The sequence below is a fragment of the Microbacterium sp. HJ5 genome (genome assembly GCF_054824025.1).
Window position 1 is genome coordinate 23,222 of sequence record NZ_JSYE01000027.1, and the last position, 21,109, is coordinate 44,330.

The following is a 21,109-nucleotide window of genomic DNA, read 5'->3' on the forward strand; positions in this document are numbered from 1 at the left end:
GTCATTCTACTTCAGCGGGCGCCGATCAGCGCGCAAGGCCCGCCACCTCGTCGGCGGCGCGGGCGACATCGTCGTTCACGACGCGGAAGTCGAACTCGCCCTGCGACGCGAGCTCGGTCTTGGCGGTGCGCAGCCGGCGGCTGCGCTCCTCGTCGCCTTCGGTGCCGCGGCCGACCAGCCGCTGCACGAGCTCGTCCCAGCTCGGCGGCAGGAGGAAGACGAGCGTCGCGGAAGGATCCGCGGCCCGCACCTGGCGAGCACCCTGGAGGTCGATCTCGAGAAGGGCGGTGCGGCCGTCGGCCAGGACCCGCTCGATGGGCTTGCGCGGCGTTCCGTACCGGTACGCGTTGTGGACGGTCGCGTGCTCGAGGAGCTCGCCGTCCGCGACGAGACGGTCGAACTCGGCGTCGTCGACGAAGAAGTAATGCTCGCCGTCGATCTCACCCGGCCGCGGAGCGCGCGTGGTCGCCGACACCGAGAGGTGGATCTCAGGGTGGTGCTCCTTGATGTGCGCGGCCACCGTCCCCTTGCCCACGGCCGTGGGGCCCGCCAGCACGACGAGCCGGCTCCGGCCGCCCCGCGGCGCGAGCTCCGGCCATCGGTCGTCGAGGAAGCGGCGCAGCGACGCGCGCTGACGCGTGCCGAGACCGCCGAGGCGCTTGACGGGCGAGATCTCGAGGTCCTGGAGGATGCGATCGCGCTTGCCCTCGCCGATCGCGGGGATCGATGTGAGGAACTCCGTGACCCGCATGGCGCCGGCGGCCGACTCGGGCTCGGCGAGAGCACGTCGCAGCAGCTCCTGGGGAGTGATGACCCGCATCGCGACGTCCTTCTTGAGGGCGGCGCGCTCACGGCGTGCGGCGACGGCGCGACGGGATGCCGCGACCCGGTCGACCTCGGGGGGCCTGCGCGCGTCAGACATCGGCACTCTTCGCGTAGAGCGCCGACCGTTCGGCGATGCGCGCCGCCACCCCGCCGGGACCCGCCGAGAGGATCGAGCGGCTCTCGGAGGCGACGACGTTCGCCGCCACACCGCCGAAGAGCGACGGAAGATCAGCCGGCTGAGCGCCCTGCGCACCGAAGCCGGGCGCGAGGATCGGAGCGCCGCGCAGCGCGTCGTCGTCGAGACCGACCGCCTCGCGGTCGACGGTGGCGCCCACGACGAGACCGATGGGCCCGAGCTCGCCCGAGAAGGCGGCCGAGCCGTTCACCCACGCGATGTCGCGCGCGACGCGGCCGGCGACGGTCTGGCCGTCGGCCGCCTCGACGTCGACCACCTGCGCGCTCTGAAGGGCGAAGGCCTCCGGGTTGCTGGTGGCGGCGAGGACGAACGCGCCCTTGCCGTGGCGGACCGCTGTGGCCAGCGTCGCCCGCAGCGACTCGGCGCCGAGGTAGGGGCTGAGGGTGACGGCGTCCGCCTCGAGCGGCGACCCCGGGGTGAGCCACGCCTCGGCGTAGCCGTCCATCGTCGAGCCGATGTCTCCGCGCTTGGCGTCGGCGATCACGACGAGACCCGCCTCGCGCGCCGCGACGAGGACGTCCTCGAGGGCCGCGAAGCCCGCGGATCCGAACCGCTCGAAGAACGCGACCTGGGGTTTGACGACGCCGACCCTTCCCGCGGCGGCGTCGACCACGCGAAGGCCGAACTCGCGAGCACCGGCGGCCGAGGCATCCAGTCCCCACTCCTCGAGGAGCGAGCCGTGGGGATCGATGCCCACGCAGAGGGGGCCGCGGGCGTCGAGCGCCGCCCGCAGGCGCGAGCCGAACGAGGTCACGCGCCCACCGCCCGGTCGGCCGCGTACTCCTGGAGGCTCTTGACGTCGAAGCCCTCGCGCAGGACGGGCAGCGCGCTCACGGCGGCGCCGAGCACGGCCATGGTCGTGAAGAGCGCCTTGTCGCCGGCGACGGCCGCCGCCCGGATCTCGTAGCCGTCCGCGCGGGCGCTGCCGCCCGACGGGGTGTTGACCACGATGTCGATCTCGCCCGCGTTGATGAGGTCGACGATGTTCGTCGCCCCGGTCTCCTGGGTCTCGGAGAACTTGCCGACCACGCGCACGTCGATGCCGTTGCGCGAGAGGATCTCGGCGGTTCCCTCCGTCGCGACGAGATCGAAGCCGAGCTCCTGCAGGCGGTGGGCGGGCAGGATCACGGCGCGCTTGTCGCTGTCGGCGACCGAGATGAAGACCGTGCCCTCGAGCGGCATGCCGCCGTAGGCGGCCTCCTGCGACTTGGCGAACGCGGTCGGGAAGTCGCGGTCGATCCCCATGACCTCGCCCGTGGAGCGCATCTCCGGGCCGAGGACCGAGTCGACCGTCTGACCGTCGGCGGTGCGGAAGCGCTTGAAGGGCAGCACGGCCTCCTTGACGGCGACCGGCGCGTCGAGCGGCACGCGTGAGCCGTCCTGCTCGGGGAGCAGCCCCTCGGCCTTGAGCTCGGCGATGGTCGCACCGGCCATGATGCGCGACGCGGCCTTGGCGAGCGGGATGCCGAGCGCCTTCGACACGAACGGAACGGTGCGGCTCGCACGCGGGTTCGCCTCGATGACGTAGAGCACTCCGGCCGAGATGGCGAACTGCACGTTGAGGAGGCCCCGCACGCCCACGCCCTCGGCGATCGCCTGCGTCGCGACCCGGACACGGTCGATGTCGGTGCGGCCGAGGCTCACGGGAGGCAGCGTGCAGCTCGAGTCGCCGGAGTGGATGCCCGCCTCCTCGAGGTGCTCCATCACGCCGCCGATGTACAGCTCGTCGCCGTCGTACAGGGCGTCGACGTCGAGCTCGATCGCGTCGTCGAGGAAGCGGTCGACCAGCAGCGGGAGGCCCGGGCCGATGATCGCCTCGCCCGCGACGCGCACGAAGTAGTCGCGCAGGGCCTCGGTCGAGTACACGATCTCCATGCCGCGGCCGCCGAGCACGAAGCTCGGGCGCACGAGGACCGGGTAGCCGATCTCCTCGGCCACCGCGACGGCGCCCTCGACGTCGATCGCCGTGCCGTTGCGCGGTGCGACGAGGCCCGCGTCGTCGAGCAGGCGCGAGAACAGTTCGCGCTCCTCTGCCAGGTCGATGGCGGCGGGCTTCGTGCCGAGGATCGTGTACCCGGCCTCTTCGATGCCCTTCGCGAGACCCAGTGGGGTCTGGCCGCCGAGCTGGCAGATCACGCCGAGGATCCTGCCCGAACGCGATTCGGCGTGCAGCACCTCGAGCACGTCTTCGAGCGTGAGCGGCTCGAAGTACAGACGGTCGGACGTGTCGTAGTCGGTCGACACGGTCTCGGGGTTGCAGTTGACCATCACCGTCTCGTAGCCGGCGTCGGCGAGGGCGAACGACGCGTGCACGCACGAGTAGTCGAACTCGACGCCCTGGCCGATGCGGTTGGGGCCCGACCCGATGATGACGACCTTCGTGCGCTCCGAGGGCGTGACCTCGGTCTCGAAGTCGTAGCTCGAGTAGTGGTACGGAGTCAGTGCGGGGAACTCCCCCGCGCAGGTGTCGACGGTCTTGTAGACCGGACGCAGACCGAGAGCGTGACGGATGCCGCGCACCGACGGCTCGCTGTCGCCGCGCAGCTGCGCGATCTGGGCGTCGCTGAAGCCGTGCTCCTTCGCGACGCGCAGGGTCCCGGCATCCAGTTCCTGCGCCTTCGCCACGAAGTCGGCGACCTCGTTGATCAGGACGATCTGGTCGAGGAACCAGGGGTCGATCTTGGTCGCCTCGAAGGCCTGCTCGACGCTCGCGCCCTTGCGCAGCGCCTGCTGCAGCACGACGATGCGGCCGTCGGTCGGGGTTTTCGCGACCTCGAGCAGCTGCTCCGCCGAGCGGGACTCGTCGCCCCAGTGGAAGCTCGAGCCGCGCTTCTCGAGCGAGCGCAGCGCCTTCTGCAGCGCGGTGGCGTAGTTGCGGCCGATCGCCATCGCCTCGCCGACCGACTTCATGGTCGTGGTGAGAGTGGTGTCGGCCGCGGGGAACTTCTCGAAGTTGAAGCGGGGCACCTTGACGACGACGTAGTCGAGCGTCGGCTCGAAGCTCGCCGGCGTGACCTTCGTGATGTCGTTCGGGATCTCGTCGAGGCGGTAGCCGATCGCGAGCTTGGCGGCGATCTTCGCGATCGGGAAGCCGGTCGCCTTCGACGCCAGGGCCGACGAGCGCGACACGCGGGGGTTCATCTCGATGACGATGATGCGCCCGGTGGCAGGGTCGACGGCGAACTGGATGTTGCAGCCGCCCGTGTCGACGCCCACCGCGCGGATGATGTCGATGCCGATGTCGCGGAGCCGCTGGTACTCGCGGTCGGTGAGCGTGAGGGCCGGGGCGACGGTGATGGAGTCGCCCGTGTGGACGCCGACGGGGTCGACGTTCTCGATCGAGCACACGACGACGGTGTTGTCGGCCGTGTCGCGCATGAGTTCGAGCTCGTACTCCTTCCAGCCGAGGATCGACTCCTCGAGCAGAACCTCGCTCGTGGGCGAGTCGTGCAGGCCCGCGCCGCCGATGCGACGGAGGTCCGCCTCGTCGTATGCGAACCCCGATCCGAGTCCGCCCATGGTGAAGGAAGGACGCACGACGAGCGGGTAGCCCAGCTTCTCGGCGCCCGCCAGCAGTTCGTCCATCGAGTGGCAGATGACGGATGCCGCGACGTCGGCGCCGGCATCCAGCACCAGCTGCTTGAAGATCTGGCGGTCCTCGCCCTTGTTGATCGCCTCGAAGTCGGCGCCGATGAGCTCGACGTCGTACCTCTCGAGGATGCCGTTCTTGTGCAGGTCGATCGCGGCGTTGAGCGCCGTCTGACCGCCGAGGGTCGGGAGGATCGCTTCGGGCTTCTCCTTGGCGATGATCGTCTCGATCACGCGCCAGTTGATCGGCTCGATGTAGGTCGCGTCCGCGAAGTCCGGGTCGGTCATGATCGTGGCCGGGTTGGAGTTGACGAGGATGACGCGCACGCCCTCCTCGCGGAGCACGCGGCAGGCCTGCGTGCCCGAGTAGTCGAACTCGCACGCCTGGCCGATCACGATCGGGCCGGACCCGATGACGAGGACCGAGTTGATGTCGTCGCGCTTAGGCATTCTTCTTGGTCTCCAGGTTCGCGACGACCAGGTCGCGGAAGCGGTCGAACAGGTAGTTGGCGTCGTGGGGCCCGGCGGCCGCCTCGGGGTGGTACTGCACCGAGAACGCCGGGATGTCGAGGGCGCGCAGGCCCTCGACCACGTTGTCGTTGAGGCCGACGTGGCTGACCTCGACCTTGCCGTAGCCGCTCGGGCTGTCGAACGACCCCTCGATGGGCGCATCGACCGCGAAGCCGTGGTTGTGCGCGGTGATCTCGACGCGGCCGGTCGCCTTGTCGAGCACCGGCTGATTGATGCCGCGATGGCCGAACGGCAGCTTGAACGTGCCGAGGCCGAGCGCGCGGCCCAGGAGCTGGTTGCCGAAGCAGATGCCGAAGAACGGGAGCCCGTCGTCGAGCACGCCCCGGAGGAGCTCGACATGGTCACCGGATGCCGCGGGGTCGCCGGGGCCGTTGGAGTAGAAGACGGCGACCGGGTCGATGGCGCGGATGTCGTCGATCGTGACGTCCTGCGGGAGCACGTGCACGTCGAATCCGCGCGCGGCGAGGTTGTCGACGGTCGCCTGCTTCACGCCGAGGTCGAGCACGGCGAGATTGCCGATGCGCTCCCCCGTCGCCGCGGTGACCTCGGCGGCGGACACCGACACCTGGGACGACAGGTTCCGGCCGGCCATCTGCGGCGCCTCGCGGACCAGCTCGAGCTGTCGATCGGCGTCGAGCGAGGCGGCCTCGCCCGAGAAGATGCCGCCCCGCATGCTGCCGGCCGACCGGATGTGACGCGTCACGGCGCGGGTGTCGATGCCGCTGATGCCGATCACGCCGTCGTTCACGAGGGCGTCGTCGAGCGACTCGTCCGCACGCCAGTTCGACACGACGCGGGAGGGATCGCGGACGATGTAGCCCGACACCCAGATGCGGCGGGACTCGGGGTCTTCCCCGTTCATGCCCGTGTTGCCGATGTGCGGCGCGGTCTGGAGCACGATCTGGCCCGCGTATGAAGGGTCGGTGAGCGTCTCCTGGTAACCGGTCATGCCGGTCGCGAAGACGACTTCGCCGAGGGTCGTGCCGAGTGCGCCGTACGCGCGCCCGACGTGGCGGGTGCCGTCCTCGAGGACGAGGACGGCGGGATCGGACTGGAACAGGGAGGTCATGCGTCGGTTCCCGTCTGGGTGGGGGTGAGCAGGCCCGAGACCGCGTCGGCGACAGCGCGCGCCGACGCCTCCTGCGGGCGGAGATAGGTGTCGACGACGGTGCCGTCGTCGAGGCGCCACGAGAGGCGCACGAGGCCGTCGCGCTCGACGACCCGGTCGATGGTCACCGTCGACTGGTCGACGTCGGCGATGCGCGCGGATGCCAGGAAGACGCGCGGCTGACCGGTCAGGTCGAGCGCGAGTCCCGCATCGGTCACGGTGAGGTCGGCGCGCGAGCGGTACGCGAGGCCGCGGATCGCGAGGCGCTCGAGCGGCTCGCCCCCGCGGGTCGTCGCGACGTACAGCACCGGGAAGACGGCGGTCGTCGTCGCGCCCGCGGGTGCCTCGCCGACCGGTGCCTGGATTCCGCGATCCCGACGGGAGCGCCTCGCCCACGCCCACACGCCCAGCGCGATGAGGGAGAGCGCAGCGACGATCATGATGGTGATGGCCGCCTGCTGGGTCATGCGCGCGCTCCGGGTGCGTCGAGGACTTCGCCGTCGGCGACCGTGGCGACGCCGCCGTGCAGCGTCCACCGCACCTCGCCGGGAAGCTCGCGACCCAGATAGGGCGAGTTCACGCTGCGACCCCGCAGGTCGGCGGTCGAGAACGTGCGCAGGGGTGCCGCATCGTAGAACGCGACCGAGGCCGGCTGCCCCGCGGTGAGCGGCGTGCCGTGGCCGCCGAGACGGCCGATGCGCGCCGGTTCGCGCGACATCACCCTGGCCACGTCGCCCCATGTCAGCAGACCCGTGTCGACCATCGCCTGGTGAACGACGCGCAGGGCGCTCTCGAGCCCCACCATGCCGTTCGCGGCGGCGTGCCACTCGCACGCCTTGGCCTCGGCGGGGTGCGGGGCGTGATCGGTCGCGACGATGTCGATCGTGCCGTCGGCGAGGCCCTCGCGCACGGCCAGCACGTCTTCTTCGCGACGCAGCGGCGGATTGACCTTGAACCGCGCGTCGTAGTCGCGCACGAGCTCATCCGTCAGGAGGAGGTGGTGCGGGGTGACCTCGGCGGTGACGTCGACGCCGCGGCGCTTCGCCCAGCGGATGATGTCGACCGAGCCCGCGGTGGAGAGGTGGCACACGTGCAGGCGTGAGCCGACGTGCTCGGCCAGCAGCACGTCGCGCGCGATGATCGACTCCTCGGCGACGGCCGGCCAGCCCGCCAGCCCGAGTTCGGCCGATACGGCGCCCTCGTTCATCTGGGCGCCTTCGGTGAGGCGCGGGTCCTGCGCGTGCTGGGCGATCACGCCGTCGAACGCCTTGACGTACTCGAGCGCGCGCCGCATGATCAGCGGATCCCACACGCAGAAGCCGTCGTCGCTGAAGACCCGGACCCGGGCACGCGAGTCGGCCATCGCGCCGAGCTCGGCCAGGCGCTCGCCCTTCTGGCCGACCGTGACCGCGCCGATGGGCTGCACCGTCACGAAGCCGGCGGCCTCGCCCAGTGCGAGCTCCTGATCGACGACGCCCGCGGTGTCGGCGACGGGCGACGTGTTGGGCATCGCGAAGACGGCGGTGTAGCCGCCCGCGGCTGCGGCGCGCGAGCCGGTGAGGATGGTCTCGGATGCCTCGTACCCGGGCTCGCGCAGGTGCGTGTGCAGATCGACCAGGCCGGGCAGTGCGATGAGGCCGTCGACGTCGATGACCGTCGCGCCGGCGCGGCTCACTCCCGAGCCGATCTCGGCGATGACCCCGTCGGCGACGAGGATGTCGGCAGCGCCGGACCCTTCGACCAGCGCCCCGCGGAACAGCAGGGTCTCGGTCGTCGGGCCGCCGCTCGCGGCGTGACGGGACACGCTCATCGTGTGGTCTCCTTCTCTGCGCCCGTTCGGGGATCGTCGCCGGCCTCCGCACCCGCCAGAAGCAGGTAGAGCGCCGCCATGCGCACCGAGACGCCGTTGGTCACCTGCTCGAGGACGGTCGAGCGCGGCGAGTCCGCGGCTTCTGCGGAGATCTCGAGACCCCGGTTCATCGGTCCGGGGTGCATGACAATGCTATCGGCACCGAGGGCGTCCAGCCGTCGCGCGTCGAGGCCCCAGCGTCGGGAATACTCCCGTTCAGTGGGGAAATAGGCGGCGTTCATGCGCTCGAGCTGGATGCGGAGCATCATGAGGGCGTCGGGCCCGTCGGCGATGGCCTCATCGAGGTCGTACACGACGCGCGCCGGCCAGGCCGAGACGTCCTGCGGCACCAGGGTGGGCGGGGCCACGAGCGTGACGTCCGCGCCGAGGGTGTCCAGCAGCCACACGTTCGACCGCGCCACGCGCGAGTGCAGGATGTCCCCCACGACAGTGACCTTCACGCCTGCGAGGTCGCGGCCGCGGCTGTCGCCGCCGAACCGGCGCTTGCGGATCGTGTACGCGTCGAGCAGCGCCTGGGTCGGATGCTCGTGCGTGCCGTCGCCGGCGTTGACGACGCCGGCCGTGATCCAGCCGCTGGTCGCGAGCGTGCGCGGCGCGCCGGAGGCCCCGTGACGGATGACCACGGCGTCGGCGCCCATCGCCTGGAGGGTCTGCGCGGTGTCCTGCAGCGACTCCCCCTTCGACACGCTGGAGCCCTTGGCGGAGAAGTTGATGACGTCGGCGCTCAGCCGCTTCGCCGCGGCTTCGAACGAGATGCGGGTGCGGGTCGAGTCCTCGAAGAACAGGTTCACGACGGTCTTGCCGCGGAGCGTCGGGAGCTTCTTGACCTCGCGCTGCTGGGTGGCCGCCATGTCCTCGGCGACGTCGAGGATGCGCAGCGCGTCCGCGCGGGACAGCGTCTTCGTGTCGAGCAGGTGCCTCATGACTCGATCGTCACCTCCTCGCGCCCGTCGGTCTCGGCCAGGCGCACGTTCACCCGCTCCTCGCGGGAGCTGGGCAGGTTCTTGCCGACGAAGTCGGGGCGGATGGGCAGTTCGCGGTGGCCGCGGTCGACGAGGGTCGCGAGCCGCACGGCGGTGGGGCGCCCGATGTCCTGGAGGGCGTCGAGGGCGGCGCGGATGCTGCGGCCGGAGAAGAGCACGTCGTCGACGAGCACGACGACGCGTCCGTCGATCCCGCCGGGCGGGATCTGCGTCGGCTGCGGCGCCCGCGTCGGGTTGCGGTGGAGGTCGTCGCGGTACATCGTGACGTCGAGCGCGCCGACGGGCACGGGCGCGCCGCCGAACTCCTCGACGAGCGCGGCGATCCGGTGGGCGAGGGTCACGCCTCGAGTGGGAATGCCCAGGAGGACCAGATTCTCGGGGCCCCTGTTGGACTCGAGGATCTCGTGCGAGATCCGAGTCAGGGCCCGGGCGATGTCGGCCTGGTGCAGCACGGTGCGTGTGCTCATCCGCCGCTCCCTTCTCCGCCTCACAGGACGGGGTTAAAGGTTGCTGTGGTTCCCCGACAGCCTACCAGCGGCGCTGCTCCGCCGGTTCCTGATGACGGGGCGTATCAGGGCTCCGACCGGTCCCCTCGATAGCGGCAAGGCCCCTCGGGGCATCACACGGGGAAAGGTGCAGGGCATGGAGTATTCATCCGAGCGTGGATCGGCGCGACTGATCGACGCATACAAGAACCGCGGCATGGAGTTCGGCGACGAGCTCGTGAGCCGCCTGTCGGACTCGCTCGAGCCGTTCGACATCCACGACGTGTTCATCAAGGGCATCGTGCATCCGGACTACCTCCGCGCCGGGTTCTCCGTCAGCGGCGAGGACGAGGCCGCGAAGGCCGTGGTGCGGATGCTGGGCACGCTCAAGGAGGTCCCGCTTTCGCAGATCCGGCTCTTCCCGAAGGGGATTCCCTGGCCGGAGATCTTCAACGTCGAGATCGTCGTCGGCCAGCGCTGAGCACCCGAGGGCGGCGGTCATCATGCGACTGACAGCGGACCGGGGCATCGTGCAGGTGCACCCGACACGGCGCTGCAATCTGACGTGCCTGCACTGCTACTCGTCGTCGGGCCCGCGTGTCGACGCCACGACGCCGATCGAGCAGCTCGCGGGGGCGCTCGACGATGCCGTCGCCCTCGGATACAGCGTGCTCAGCGTGTCGGGCGGAGAGCCGCTGCTCTACCGCCCGCTCCTCGAGCTCCTCGACCACGCGCGCGCCCTCGGCATGCGCACGACGGTCACGACCAACGGCCTGCTCCTGTCGGAGCGGCGGCTCGGCGAGCTCGCCGGTCGCGTGGACGTGATGGCGATCTCGGTCGACGGCCGTCCCGAGACGCACGACGTGATGCGCAACAGCGCGGGTGCCTTCGCGAAGCTCCAGAGCCGCCTCCCCCACGTGGCGCGCTCGGGCATCCCGTTCGGCTTCATCACGACGCTCACGCAGTCGAATGTCGACGAGGTGGAGTTCGTCGTGGCCCTCGCGGCCCGTTTCGGGGCGGCACTGGTGCAGGTCCATCCGCTCGAGCCGGTGGGCGCGGCCCGGCACAACCTCGCGGGCGCGGTGCCCGACGAGAAGGAGCTCGGCTTCGCGATGTTCGAGGGGCTCATGCAGTCGGCCATGCAGGACGGAGTGAAGGTGCACGTCGACGTGGCCCGCGCAGCCGACATCGCGGCGCTCGCGATGCCCGCACCGAGCGCCCCGCGTGGACGACTCGGAGACTGGCTCTCCCCCCTCGTCATCGAGACCGACGGCACCGTCGTGCCGATGACCTATGGCTTCGCGCGGAGGTTCGCGCTCGGATCGCTCGCGGATCGCCGGCTCGCCGAACTGGCGGGCGCGTGGGACGAGCGCCCGTTCGTCGACCTGTGCGCCGCGGTGCGCGACCGCATCCTGGGCGAGCGGCGCCCGTTCTTCAACTGGTACGAAGAGGTCCGGCACGCAGCGGCGCGATCCGTGGGGGCGCGCAACCTGGGGCTCACCCCGGTGTGACGGCTGTCAGGCCGCAGGCGCCTCGGCGTCGCTGTCGGCGTCGGCCTCGACGAGGCTGGCGCGGATCGGGTGCCCCTGGCTCGTGAGGCACCGCCCCGACGCGAGGTCCCACTTCCAGTCGTGGAGCGAGCACGTCAGCACGCCGTCCTCGATCTTGCCGGTCTTGGTCAGATCCGCGCGCAGGTGCGGGCAGCGGCGCTGCACAATCCAGTCCCCCAGCCGGGCGTCCTCGGTCTGGTCGGTCTGCTCGGCGTACCAGTTCTCGACGTATTCGATGCGGTCGCGCGACAGGCACTTGAGGAACGTCGTGAGGAACTCGTTGAACTTGCCGCTGCGCCCCACCTCGAACTGCATCGACAGGAAGATCGAGTTCGACCAGTCGATCTCGTGGTCTGCGATGTTCGTCGAGACGAGGTCGGCGGGGATCGTGTACCAGTAGATGCACTCCTCCCCCGCGTACTCGCGCACCTTCGCCTTGGGGAAGTCGACGACCATGTCGAGCTCGCCGATGCGGAACCGCACGACGCCTCCGACACCGTTGCGGATCGTCCGCGCGCGGCGCAGCAGCGGCTCCCACCACTCCTTGATGGCCGCGAGCATCTCGTCGGGCGGCAGCACGGCGGCGCGCGTGGCCTCCTCGGCGCGGATCTCGTCCTGGCGTGAATCGCGCTGCTCAGCGAGGTAGGCCCACTTGTCGTCGAAGATCCGGTCGATCTCGGCCGCGGTGTAGAGGGTCTGCGTCACGGAGATCTCTCCGCCCGACAGCTCCACGACCGTGCCCGGCACGAACTCGTAGCCCTTCTGGTCGGGACGCATCTCGGCCATGTGGGTGAGGAACTGGCGCTGATCGGTGAAGATCGCGTCGTCGTCGAGGCCCCAGCCGTTGTACTTGAAGAGCTCCTCCCGCAAGAACATCGGTGGGCCGGCCATCGGGAAGACGTGCTCCGCATCGACCTTCTCGATGTAGTACATCGCCCGCTTGTTCTGCGCGTCGCGCTTGAGCTTGGCGAAGTTCTGCTTGGAGTCCTGGGGCAGGTCGTAGACCATCGGCCACCAGATGGCGCCCGAGACCTGCGTGAAGTACGCCTCGGGTTTCGAGAACGACATCAGCTTCTCGAGATCGAGCGGGTGCGAGTCGTTCTGGTTGAGGATGCTGGCGGTGCCGTCGTCGACCGACAGCGATGAGTCGCCGATGGGGCCGTCGCTGGGCGCCCGGAGCGGCGTGACCATGAGCTTCAAGGGGCCGAACTCGAGCGGCACGCCGGCCTGTGTATAGACGATGTTGTCGTAGCCGAGCTTCCGCAGATCCTGCTCGAGCTCGTCCGTCGGGTAGTCGGGCAGGAGCACCCTGACGCTCTTCGGCACGTGGCGCTCCATGAGCGCCGGGTCGAAGTGGTCGCGGTGGCGGTGCGAGATGTACAGGAAGTCGGCGTTGCCGTACTTCGCCCAGTCGAGCGCCCGGTTGTCGGGGAAGGGGAACCACGATCCGAAGAAGGTGGGTCCGATCACCGGGTCGCAGAGGATGCTTCCTCCCGCCGTCTCGATGAACATTCCGGCGTGACCGAGGCCCGTGATGCGCATGCTGGCTCCTTCCTCGACAAGTCTACGAGAGGGGTATCGGCACGTCCGCAGACCCGGCCGTGCAAAAGGCGACGCACCGTGCCCGAGAGCACGATGCGTCGCCGGATGATCAGGAGGAGCGCGCGATGCGCCCCAGCACGCCGTGCACGAACGACCCGGAGTCGTCGGTGGAGAACTCCTTCGCGAGCTCGACGGCCTCGTCGATCGCGACGGCGGCGGGCACCTCGTCGTTGTAGAGGATCTCCCACACGCCGATGCGCAGCACGGCGCGGTCGACCGCCGGCATGCGGGCGAGCGACCAGTCCTTCGCGAAGGTCGTGATCTGCTCGTCGATGGCGTCGCGGTTGTCGATCACGCCGTCGACGATCTCACGCGCGTACAGCCAGGACGACTCCCGCGCGGGCTCGTTCGCCGCGCGCTTCGCCTCGACGGCGAGCATCGAGGGCAGTTCCTCGCCGCGCACGTCGGCCTGGAAGAGGATGTCGAGGGCGCGCTTGCGCGCCTTGCTCCGGGCGCTCAACGGTCAGCTGACGCGGCCGAGGTAGTCCCCGGTGCGCGTGTCGACCTTGACCTTGGTGCCCGCCTCGACGAACAGCGGCACCTGGATCTCGTAGCCGGTCTCGACGGTGGCGGGCTTGGTGCCGGCCGACGAGCGGTCGCCCTGCAGGCCCGGCTCGGTGTAGGTGATCTCGAGCACGACCGAGGCGGGGAGCTCGATGTAGAGCGGGTTGCCGTTGTTGAGCGCGATCTGCACCTGCTGGTTCTCGAGCAGGTAGTTCGCGGCGTCGCCGACCGTGGCGGCGCCCACGGTGATCTGGTCGTAGTCGGCGACATCCATGAAGACGAAGCCCTCGCCGTCGTTGTAGAGGTAGGTGAAGTCGCGGCGGTCGACGTTCTCGGTCTCGATCTTCGCGCCGGCGTTGAAGGTCTTGTCGACGACTTTGCCGGACAGGACGTTCTTGAGCTTCGTGCGGACGAACGCGCCACCCTTGCCGGGCTTCACGTGCTGGAACTCCACGACGCTCCAGAGCTGCCCGTCGATGTTCAGGACGACGCCGTTCTTGATGTCTGCGGTGGATGCCATGGGGATGGAGGTTCCGTTCGTGAGGAGAAATGGCCGATCGCGGCCCGACAGTGCATTCTACGGGATGCCGCGGCGAGACCCCTCGACGCGGCATCCGCTCATCAGTCCGTCTGCCCCGTGATCACGGCGATCAGGCGCTCGACGGCGGTGGCGTAGCCGCGCACCCCCTCGCCCACGACGTGCACGATGGCGACGTCGGCGACGTAGGAGTGGTGACGGAACTCCTCACGCGCGCGGATGTCGGAGATGTGCACCTCGGCGACGGGCAGCGAGACGCCCGAGAGAGCATCGCGCAGGACCACCGAGGTGTGCGTGAGGCCCCCGGGGTTGATGACGATCCCGGCGCAGTCCTCGCGGGCGTCGTGGATCGCGTCGAGGAGGACGCCCTCGTGATTGCTCTGCACCGCGCGCACCTCGAACCCGCGCGCCGCGGCGGTGGCCGTCGCCAGCGCCTCCACATCCGCGAGCGTCTCCGTGCCGTAGACCTCCGGCTCGCGGGTGCCGAGCAGATTGAGGTTCGGGCCGTTGACGAGGAGCAGGCGGTGGGGCGCGGTCACGCGGCCACGCTATCAGCGCTGGTCGGCGCCCTGCTCCGCGTTGTCCTCCGCGTGGTACTGGGCGAGCAGCTCGCGCTCGCGGGCCGCCTTCGGGAACTTCCAGAAGACGATGGCCGCGCCGATCAGCACGGCGATGATGCCCGCGAGGTACGCCCAGTCCTGGCCGCTGAGGAACGACTCCTTGGCGGCCTGGGTGATGGCGTCGGCGTACTGCGGGTACTGCTTCGCCGCCGTCTCCGCGCTCGCGAAGGACTTGGTGAGCTGGCTCTGCATGCTCGAGGTGACCTTCGACGCATCCGCCGAGCTGCCGATCTGCGAGACCATCGCCGCGGCGTAGCCGGCCGTGAGCAGCGTCCCGAGGATCGACTGCATGATCGCGCCGCCGAGATCGCGCTGGAGGTCGGCCGTGCCCGAGGCCATACCCGCCCGGCGCACGGGGACCGCTCCGGCGAGCGAGCGCGACGCGGGCGTGCCGGCGAGGCCCACGCCCGCGCCCACGAGTGCATACCCGAGCGCGACGGCCCAGTAGCTCGAGCCCTCGCGCCACAGGATCAGCATCGTCACGAAGCCGAGGAGCACCGGGATGTACCCGAGGAGCATCGTGAACCGGGCTCCCCTGCTCTCGACCAGCTTCGCCGAGCGCGGCGCGAGCAGCACCATGAAGATCGCGGCGGGGAGGATGGCCGCGCCGGATTGCACCGTGGAGTAGCCGAGGACGTTCTGCAGGAACTGCTGCCCGATGAACATCGCCCCCATGAGAGAGCCGAAGACGATGATGCCCGCGACCGCGGCGACCCAGAAGATCGGGCGCTTGGCGACCTCGAGGTCGTACAGCGGATTCTTCGCCCGACGCTGCCGCCAGAGGAAGGCGATGAGGGTGACGACGGTGAGGCCGGCGAGGCTCAGGACGAGCACGGTCGAATCGGGCACGGTCGCGAAGTTGATCGCCACGATGAGAGCGCCCACGAGCACGACGGACAGCAGGCCGCCGAGGTTGTCGACGGGCTCGGTCGCCTCGTTGACGTGCGCGGGGATGAACTTCAGCGTCAGCGGGACGGCCACCACGATGAGCGGGACGGTGACGAGGAACACCGATCCCCACCAGAGGTTCTCGAGCAGCAGTCCGGAGGTGAGCGGGCCGAGCGCCGAGATCGCGCCGCCCGTGGCCGACCACAGCGCGATCGACTTCGTCCGGGCCGGACCCGACCACAGCGCCGTGATCAGCGCGAGGGTCGTCGGGTATGCCATGCCGGCTGCGACGCCGCCCACGATGCGTGCGGCGATGAGGATCTCGATCGACGGGGCGAACGCCGCCACGAGGCCCGCCGGGAGCGACAGCAGCACGCCGATCAGCAGCATCCGCCGTCGCCCGTAGCGGTCGCCGACCGCCCCCAGCCACAGCACCGACGCCGCGAGGCCGAGCGAATAGCCGATGGCCACGAGGTTCAGCTGTGTCTGCGAGGCGTCGAAGGCGACGCCGATGTCGGGCAGAGCGACGTTGGCCACGGCGAGCGGGAGGTTCGCCACCGCAGCGACGAGGATCAGCGTGCCGAGAACGGCGCCGCCGCGCGCGGGCTTCGTGGATGCGTCGGCCATCGACGGCCTCCTCTGGATGCCTGGCCGGGGCGAGGTGCCGCCGGCCAGCCCTCATCCTGCCGGAAGGTCCGTCGCACTCCGCGGGTGATTTCGCCCGGCGTCAGCCGGCGACCTCCTGGTACGCGGCGAAGAGCAGCGACTCGTCGGGAGCCTGCAGCACCGTGGGCTTGGCGATGTCGTCGAGCACGATGAAGCGGAGCATCCCGCCGCGGCTCTTCTTGTCGCGCTGCATCGTCGCCAGCAGCTGCGGCCACCCGCCCGGCCGGTAGGTCGTCGGCAGGCCGAGGGAGTCGAGGATCTCGCGGTGACGCTGGGCAGCGGCATCCGGAAGCCGTCCTGCGAGTCGCGAGAGCTCGGCGGCGAACACCATGCCCACCGAGATCGCGGCGCCGTGCCGCCAGCGGTAGCGCTCGGCGTGCTCGATGGCGTGGCCGAGGGTGTGCCCGTAGTTGAGGATCTCGCGCAGCCCCGCTTCGCGGAGGTCCTCCCCCACGACCTTGGCCTTCATGTCGATGGCGAGCTCGATCGAGCGGCGGAAGGCGTCGCTGCGCGGATCGGTGGCCGTCTCGGGGTCGGCCTCGACGAGCTCGAGGATCTCGGGCGCCCAGATGAAACCGGCCTTGACGACCTCGGCGAAGCCGGCGACGCGCTCGTTGCGCGAGAGCGAGTCGAGCAGGTCGAGGTCGCACAGCACGGCGCGCGGCGCCCAGAAGGCGCCCACCAGGTTCTTGCCCTCCGCCGTGTTGACGCCCGTCTTGCCGCCGACGGCGGCGTCGACCATGCCGAGCACGGTCGTCGGCACCTGCACGACCTCGACCCCGCGGAGCCACGTGGCCGCCACGAAGCCGGCGAGGTCGGTGACCGCGCCGCCGCCGAACCCGACCACGACATCGGTCCGGGTGAAGTCGGCCTTGCCCATGACCTGCCAGCAGAAAGCGGCCACCTCGATGCGCTTGCCTGCCTCCGCGTCGGGGATCTCGGCCAGCAGCACCTCGCGGTCGCCCTTGAGCGCGTCGCGCAGGGCCTCGGCCTGCGCCGCGAGCGTCGGCGGGTGGATCACGAGCACCTTGCGGGCGGCAGGCGGGAGCGCCTCGCCGAGTGCCGACAGGATGCCGCGCCCGACGGTGATGTCGTAAGCCGCGTCCCCGCTCACCGTGATCGTCGTCGCGTCGCTCATGCTTCTCCTCGGTCCTCGGCGGGCTCCGCCGGCTCGTCGTGCACCCATGCCACGATCTTCTCGACGACGTTCTGGAGCGGCCCGTTCGAAGTGTCGAACGTCGCGTCGGCCAGCTCCTCGTAGATCGGCCGGCGCTCCTCGTAGATTCTGCTCCACCGTGTCAGCGTGTCCTCGCCGCCCTCGAGCAGCGGGCGGTTCGAGCCGCGCACGCGGATCGCCACGACCCGCGGGGCCACCGTCAGGAGCACGACGCGGTGGCAGGCGAGATCCGCGCGCGTCGCCGGGTCGAGCACCGCGCCCCCGCCGAGCGAGACGACGCCGCCGGCGGCGAGGCCCTCCTCCACCGCCGCGCGCTCCAGCGCGCGGAAGTGGGCCTCGCCGTGCTCGGCGAACAGCTGCTCGATCGGACCGTGAGCGCGCACGACGGCCGCGTCGGTGTCGTAGAAGGGCACCTCGAGCGCCCGCGCGACCCGCTTGCCGACGCTCGTCTTGCCGGCGCCCATCGGGCCGATGAGGACGACGGCGTCAGAGGGCGAGGTCATGCTGTGCGAGCGCCGCATCGCTGGCGGTCGCGGTGCGGAGCGTGGCGGGGATCGCCGCCAGGTAGCCGTCGAGGTTGCGCCGGGTCTCGGTCACGCTGTCGCCGCCGAACTTCTCGAGCACGACCTCGGCCAGCACGATCGCCACCATCGCCTCGGCCACGACGCCGGCCGCGGGCACGGCGCACACGTCGGAGCGCTGGTGGTGGGCCGAGGCGGTGTCGCCCGTGGCGACGTCGACGGTGCGCAGCGCCTTCGGAACGGTCGCGATGGGCTTCATGCCGGCACGGACCCGCAGCACGGTGCCCGTGGACATCCCGCCCTCGGTGCCGCCCGCCTTGTCGGTCGCGCGCGCGATCCCGCCGTCGGTCGCGTAGAGCTCGTCGTGCGCCTGCGACCCGCGACGCGTCGTCGTGACGAAGCCGTCGCCGACCTCGACGCCCTTGATCGCCTGGATGCTCATGAGCGCCTGCGCGAGCTTGCCGTCGAGGCGACGGTCCCAGTGAACGTGCGAGCCGAGGCCCGGCGGCAGGCCGTACGCGAGCACCTCGACGATGCCGCCGAGGGTGTCGCCGTCCTTGCGGGCGTCATCTACCTCGGCGACCATTCGCGCGCTGGTCGCGGGGTCGAAGCACCGCAGCGGATCCGCATCGAGCGCGGCGACGTCGTCCGGAGTCGGGAGCGCCGCGTCGTCGGGGACGCGCACGGGGCCGATCGACAGCGTGTGGCTCACGAGCCGGATGCCGAGCTCCGAGAGGAACGCGCGGGCGACGGCGCCGAGCGCGACGCGTGCGGCGGTCTCGCGGGCGCTCGCGCGCTCGAGGATCGGACGAGCCTCGTCGAAGTCGTACTTCTGCATGCCGACGAGGTCGGCGTGCCCGGGCCGGGGGCGCGTGAGCGCGGCGCCGCGGCCGCGGGACTTGTCGGTGAGCTCCACCGGCTCGGGGTTCATCACCTCGACCCACTTGGGCCACTCGGTGTTGCCGATCCGCAGCGCGATCGGGCTGCCCAGCGTGCGACCGTGCACGACGCCGGACGAGATCGTGAGCTCGTCCTGCTCGAACTTCATGCGCGAGCCGCGGCCGTAGCCGAGCTTGCGGCGTTCGAGGTCGGCTTGGATGGCGACGCTCGAGATCGGGACGCCCGAAGGCAGACCCTCCATGACGGCGACGAGTTCGGGACCGTGCGATTCGCCGGCCGTGAGCACGCGGAGCATTGCTCCAGTCTCCCACGTGACGGGAGACCGTTACGTCAGTGGTCGCCCTCGAGCGCTCGTCGCATCGCTGCGACGACGGCGTCCTCGTCCGGCAGCGGCGACTCGGGGTCGCCCGCGGTGAAGACGCGCACCTGCCGGACGGCCTGATGCAGCAGCATCCCGAGACCCGAGACGGCGACTGCGCCCGCCCGCCCCCATGCGGTCGACAGGGCCGTCGGCCAGTGCCCGTAGACCACGTCGAGAAGAAGCCCGCCGTGCGCGGCCAGCCCGTCGGCGGCAGCATCCGGCACCGCGGCATCGCCCGGAAGCGTCGCGATCGTGACGGGCACGGAAGAGCGAGCGGATGCCTCGAACGGCGCGCTCGTCACCTCGACGCCGAGCCTCGAGCCGAGCTCCGCGAGCGGCTTCACGGCAGGCTGACGGCGGGCGACGACCTCGACCCGGCGCGCGCCGAGTTCCGCCAGGGCGACGAGCGCCGAGGTGGCGGTCGCCCCCGCACCGAGGATGCGAGCCTCGTCGAGGGCACGTATGCCCTCGTCGGCCAGCGCGGCGACGATTCCGCCCACGTCGGTGTTGAAGCCCTGCGGCCCGTCCGCGGTCAGGAGGAGGGTGTTGACGGCGCCGGTCAGCTCGGCGCGGCGGTCGCGAGCGCGCGCCGCGGCGAAGGCCTCGCCCTTGAGCGGCATCGTGAGCGACAGGCCGCGCCAAGAGGCGTCGAGGCCGTGGAGGGCCGGCGCGAAGCCTGCCTCGTCGACCCGTCGACGCTCGTAGGACCACTCGAGCCCGAGCACGGCGTACGCGGCGGCGTGCAGCTGCGGCGAGCGGCTGTGAGCGATGGGGTCGCCCCATACCGCCAGCCGCGTGGCGTGGGGATTCAGCACCCGGAGTCCGGGTGAGCCGAACACCACTCCTGCCACTGGCTGACCGCGCGGTTGTGATCCGCCAGATTCGTCGTGAACACGGTCTCGCCTGTGTCGAGGTTGACGGTGACGAAGTACATCCAGTCGCCGCCGGACGGATTCATCACGGCCTTGATCGCGGCGTCGCCGGGATTGGCGATCGGACCGACCGGCAGCCCCGGGTTCACGTAGGTGTTCCAGGGGTTCGGATCGGTGAGCGCCTCCTCCGACGAGCTCACCGTGCCGTCGTGCATCTCGCCGTAGCCGTACTGCGCTGTGGAGTCCATCTGCAGGAGTCCGAAGGTCTCCTGGTTGTCGGGGTTCAGGCGGTTCTCGATCACCGTCGCGACCTTCTGCATGTCCTGCTCGTACCGCGCCTCGCGCTCGATGATCGAGGCGACGGTGAGCACGCGCTGCCGGTCGTCGACGGCCACGCCTGCCGCGTCGAGAGACTGCACGGTGCGGTCGACCAGGGTCTGGATGACCTGTGCCGCCGTGACCTCGGGGTCGAACGTGTACGTCGCCGGGAACAGCCATCCCTCGAGCGAGTCCGCCGCGACGCCGTACACCGACGGGTCGGCGACCGCGGCCTGGAACTCTTCGAGCGGGATGCCGGTGCCCTCCGCGAGGAGCGGCAGCGACTGCTCGACGGTGAGCCCCTCGCGCAGCTGCGCGGTGTTCTCCATCTTGTTGGCCGGGTCGAGCAGTGCGGTGAGCGCAGCCTCGGACGTCATCTGCTTCTGCAGCTTGAACACGCCGGGGACGAACGGCGGGTTCTGGCCGCTCTCGATGAGGTAGTCGTAGAACGCGTCGGGCGTCATCGTCACGCCCGCGTCGTAGAGGCTCTGCGAGATCGGCTGGCCGGTGTCGCCGTCCTTGATGGTGACGTACGCCTCGCCGTTCGCGAGACCCGCCTCGTAGTCCTTGGGCTCTTCCCAGCCCATCACCTCGCGGATCTGCTCCTCGTAGGTCGTCCAGACGTAGAGGCCACCGGCGGCGACGCCGCCGAGGATGAGCAGGACGACGCCGAGCGCGATCCAGCCGCCGATGCGGCGCTTGCGCTTGTTCTTGGGCGGCGGCGGTGCGCCGAGCTCGTCGGTGGAGCTCGCGCCGGTGAAGAGGTCCTCGAGGGTCGCGGTCGAGGCCGGCCGGGTCGTCGCGGTCGCGGTGGCCGTCGCAGCGGCGGCGACCTGCGGGTTGGAGCCGGTGCGGCTGTACGGCATCGCGGGCGCCGCGCCGCCGGTGAACATCCAGCTGTCGTCCTCGACGGGCTCGTCCTGCGCGGGCCGGGAGGCGGAGGGGCGAGGCTGGGCGAGGAGGCGCGAGTCGTCAACCGTGGAGAACCGGGCGGTCGCGGGCTCCG

The 21,109-nt window shown here is 70.7% G+C and carries 20 protein-coding genes; 2 read left to right on the forward strand and 18 right to left on the reverse strand.

Going from position 1 to position 21,109, the window contains the following annotated elements:
• Positions 1-25: 25 nt before the first annotated feature.
• The 8 genes from gmk to pyrR are packed head-to-tail and all read right to left on the reverse strand — an operon-like array spanning position 26 to position 9,568.
• Positions 26-922: a guanylate kinase gene (gene gmk, locus OB08_RS12585; RefSeq protein ID WP_461475224.1), complete on the reverse strand. Its 897-nt coding sequence runs from the start codon at positions 920-922 to the stop codon at positions 26-28.
• Positions 915-1,775 carry an orotidine-5'-phosphate decarboxylase gene (pyrF, locus tag OB08_RS12590; RefSeq protein ID WP_461475226.1) on the reverse strand — a complete coding sequence of 287 codons (861 nt, stop codon included), beginning with the start codon at positions 1,773-1,775 and terminating at the stop codon, positions 915-917. Before pyrF ends, gmk begins: the two co-directional genes overlap by 8 nt.
• The gene (gene carB, locus OB08_RS12595; RefSeq protein ID WP_461475228.1) at positions 1,772-5,059 is read right to left on the reverse strand and encodes a carbamoyl-phosphate synthase large subunit; all 3,288 of its coding nucleotides are present in this window, start codon (positions 5,057-5,059) and stop codon (positions 1,772-1,774) included. Before carB ends, pyrF begins: the two co-directional genes overlap by 4 nt.
• Positions 5,052-6,209 carry a glutamine-hydrolyzing carbamoyl-phosphate synthase small subunit gene (gene carA / locus OB08_RS12600; RefSeq protein WP_461475230.1) on the reverse strand — a complete coding sequence of 386 codons (1,158 nt, stop codon included), beginning with the start codon at positions 6,207-6,209 and terminating at the stop codon, positions 5,052-5,054. The genes carB and carA overlap by 8 nt, the downstream gene beginning before the upstream one ends.
• Complete coding sequence (locus tag OB08_RS12605; protein ID WP_461475232.1) at positions 6,206-6,715, reverse strand: PH-like domain-containing protein; 510 nt, start codon at positions 6,713-6,715, stop codon at positions 6,206-6,208. Before OB08_RS12605 ends, carA begins: the two co-directional genes overlap by 4 nt.
• The gene (locus tag OB08_RS12610) at positions 6,712-8,058 is read right to left on the reverse strand and encodes a dihydroorotase (RefSeq protein ID WP_461475234.1); all 1,347 of its coding nucleotides are present in this window, start codon (positions 8,056-8,058) and stop codon (positions 6,712-6,714) included. The genes OB08_RS12605 and OB08_RS12610 overlap by 4 nt, the downstream gene beginning before the upstream one ends.
• On the reverse strand, positions 8,055-9,041 hold the full coding sequence (locus OB08_RS12615) for an aspartate carbamoyltransferase catalytic subunit (RefSeq protein WP_461475236.1): 987 nt from the start codon (positions 9,039-9,041) through the stop codon (positions 8,055-8,057). The genes OB08_RS12610 and OB08_RS12615 overlap by 4 nt, the downstream gene beginning before the upstream one ends.
• Positions 9,038-9,568, reverse strand: coding sequence for a bifunctional pyr operon transcriptional regulator/uracil phosphoribosyltransferase PyrR (pyrR, locus tag OB08_RS12620; RefSeq protein ID WP_461475238.1), 531 nt, complete (start codon positions 9,566-9,568; stop codon positions 9,038-9,040). The genes OB08_RS12615 and pyrR overlap by 4 nt, the downstream gene beginning before the upstream one ends.
• Before the next feature lie 175 nt (positions 9,569-9,743).
• On the opposite strand from pyrR, the gene OB08_RS12625 reads away from it, so the two are divergent.
• Together OB08_RS12625 and OB08_RS12630 are read left to right on the forward strand one after the other, a co-directional pair.
• Positions 9,744-10,067, forward strand: a complete 324-nt coding sequence (locus tag OB08_RS12625; protein ID WP_461475240.1) for a hypothetical protein — start codon at positions 9,744-9,746, stop codon at positions 10,065-10,067.
• A 22-nt stretch (positions 10,068-10,089) separates the two neighbouring features.
• Positions 10,090-11,097, forward strand: a complete 1,008-nt coding sequence (locus tag OB08_RS12630) for a radical SAM protein (protein WP_461475242.1) — start codon at positions 10,090-10,092, stop codon at positions 11,095-11,097.
• 6 nt (positions 11,098-11,103) lie between these two features.
• Here the strand turns inward: OB08_RS12630 and OB08_RS12635 are convergent, their stop codons facing one another.
• The 10 genes from OB08_RS12635 to mltG all read right to left on the reverse strand — a co-directional run.
• The gene (locus OB08_RS12635) at positions 11,104-12,678 is read right to left on the reverse strand and encodes a Rieske 2Fe-2S domain-containing protein (protein ID WP_461475244.1); all 1,575 of its coding nucleotides are present in this window, start codon (positions 12,676-12,678) and stop codon (positions 11,104-11,106) included.
• 109 nt (positions 12,679-12,787) lie between these two features.
• Positions 12,788-13,198, reverse strand: a complete 411-nt coding sequence (gene nusB / locus OB08_RS12640; RefSeq protein WP_461475246.1) for a transcription antitermination factor NusB — start codon at positions 13,196-13,198, stop codon at positions 12,788-12,790.
• A gap of 3 nt (positions 13,199-13,201) precedes the next feature.
• Positions 13,202-13,762 (reverse strand): elongation factor P, encoded by a 561-nt coding sequence (gene efp, locus OB08_RS12645; protein ID WP_461475248.1) that lies wholly within the window; start codon positions 13,760-13,762, stop codon positions 13,202-13,204.
• A gap of 101 nt (positions 13,763-13,863) precedes the next feature.
• Positions 13,864-14,319: a type II 3-dehydroquinate dehydratase gene (aroQ, locus tag OB08_RS12650; protein WP_461475250.1), complete on the reverse strand. Its 456-nt coding sequence runs from the start codon at positions 14,317-14,319 to the stop codon at positions 13,864-13,866.
• Between the two features lie 12 nt (positions 14,320-14,331).
• Positions 14,332-15,915 carry an MFS transporter gene (locus OB08_RS12655; RefSeq protein ID WP_461475252.1) on the reverse strand — a complete coding sequence of 528 codons (1,584 nt, stop codon included), beginning with the start codon at positions 15,913-15,915 and terminating at the stop codon, positions 14,332-14,334.
• Positions 15,916-16,015: 100 nt separating this feature from the next.
• Positions 16,016-17,092: a 3-dehydroquinate synthase gene (aroB, locus tag OB08_RS12660; RefSeq protein ID WP_461475254.1), complete on the reverse strand. Its 1,077-nt coding sequence runs from the start codon at positions 17,090-17,092 to the stop codon at positions 16,016-16,018.
• A complete protein-coding gene (locus OB08_RS12665; protein WP_461475255.1) occupies positions 17,089-17,634 on the reverse strand; it encodes a shikimate kinase in 546 nt (181 codons plus the stop codon). Before OB08_RS12665 ends, aroB begins: the two co-directional genes overlap by 4 nt.
• Positions 17,618-18,847, reverse strand: a complete 1,230-nt coding sequence (gene aroC, locus OB08_RS12670) for a chorismate synthase (protein WP_461475257.1) — start codon at positions 18,845-18,847, stop codon at positions 17,618-17,620. Before aroC ends, OB08_RS12665 begins: the two co-directional genes overlap by 17 nt.
• Before the next feature lie 35 nt (positions 18,848-18,882).
• On the reverse strand, positions 18,883-19,728 hold the full coding sequence (locus OB08_RS12675; protein WP_461475259.1) for a shikimate dehydrogenase: 846 nt from the start codon (positions 19,726-19,728) through the stop codon (positions 18,883-18,885).
• On the reverse strand, positions 19,722-21,109 hold a 1,388-nt coding region (gene mltG, locus OB08_RS12680), incomplete at its 5' end, for an endolytic transglycosylase MltG (RefSeq protein ID WP_461475261.1). The genes mltG and OB08_RS12675, both read right to left, overlap by 7 nt.

Coding starts and splice junctions, on each gene's coding strand:
- OB08_RS12655 (WP_461475252.1), bottom strand. CDS start 15,915: ATGGCCGACGCATCCACGAAGCCCGCGCGCGGCGGCGCCGTTCTCGGC.
- efp (WP_461475248.1), bottom strand. CDS start 13,762: ATGGCATCCACCGCAGACATCAAGAACGGCGTCGTCCTGAACATCGAC.
- OB08_RS12630 (WP_461475242.1), top strand. CDS start 10,090: ATGCGACTGACAGCGGACCGGGGCATCGTGCAGGTGCACCCGACACGG.
- OB08_RS12665 (WP_461475255.1), bottom strand. CDS start 17,634: ATGACCTCGCCCTCTGACGCCGTCGTCCTCATCGGCCCGATGGGCGCC.
- gmk (WP_461475224.1), bottom strand. CDS start 922: ATGTCTGACGCGCGCAGGCCCCCCGAGGTCGACCGGGTCGCGGCATCC.
- carA (WP_461475230.1), bottom strand. CDS start 6,209: ATGACCTCCCTGTTCCAGTCCGATCCCGCCGTCCTCGTCCTCGAGGAC.
- OB08_RS12625 (WP_461475240.1), top strand. CDS start 9,744: ATGGAGTATTCATCCGAGCGTGGATCGGCGCGACTGATCGACGCATAC.
- aroB (WP_461475254.1), bottom strand. CDS start 17,092: ATGAGCGACGCGACGACGATCACGGTGAGCGGGGACGCGGCTTACGAC.
- pyrR (WP_461475238.1), bottom strand. CDS start 9,568: ATGAGCACACGCACCGTGCTGCACCAGGCCGACATCGCCCGGGCCCTG.
- carB (WP_461475228.1), bottom strand. CDS start 5,059: ATGCCTAAGCGCGACGACATCAACTCGGTCCTCGTCATCGGGTCCGGC.
- OB08_RS12610 (WP_461475234.1), bottom strand. CDS start 8,058: ATGAGCGTGTCCCGTCACGCCGCGAGCGGCGGCCCGACGACCGAGACC.
- OB08_RS12615 (WP_461475236.1), bottom strand. CDS start 9,041: ATGAGGCACCTGCTCGACACGAAGACGCTGTCCCGCGCGGACGCGCTG.
- OB08_RS12605 (WP_461475232.1), bottom strand. CDS start 6,715: ATGACCCAGCAGGCGGCCATCACCATCATGATCGTCGCTGCGCTCTCC.
- OB08_RS12635 (WP_461475244.1), bottom strand. CDS start 12,678: ATGCGCATCACGGGCCTCGGTCACGCCGGAATGTTCATCGAGACGGCG.
- aroC (WP_461475257.1), bottom strand. CDS start 18,847: ATGCTCCGCGTGCTCACGGCCGGCGAATCGCACGGTCCCGAACTCGTC.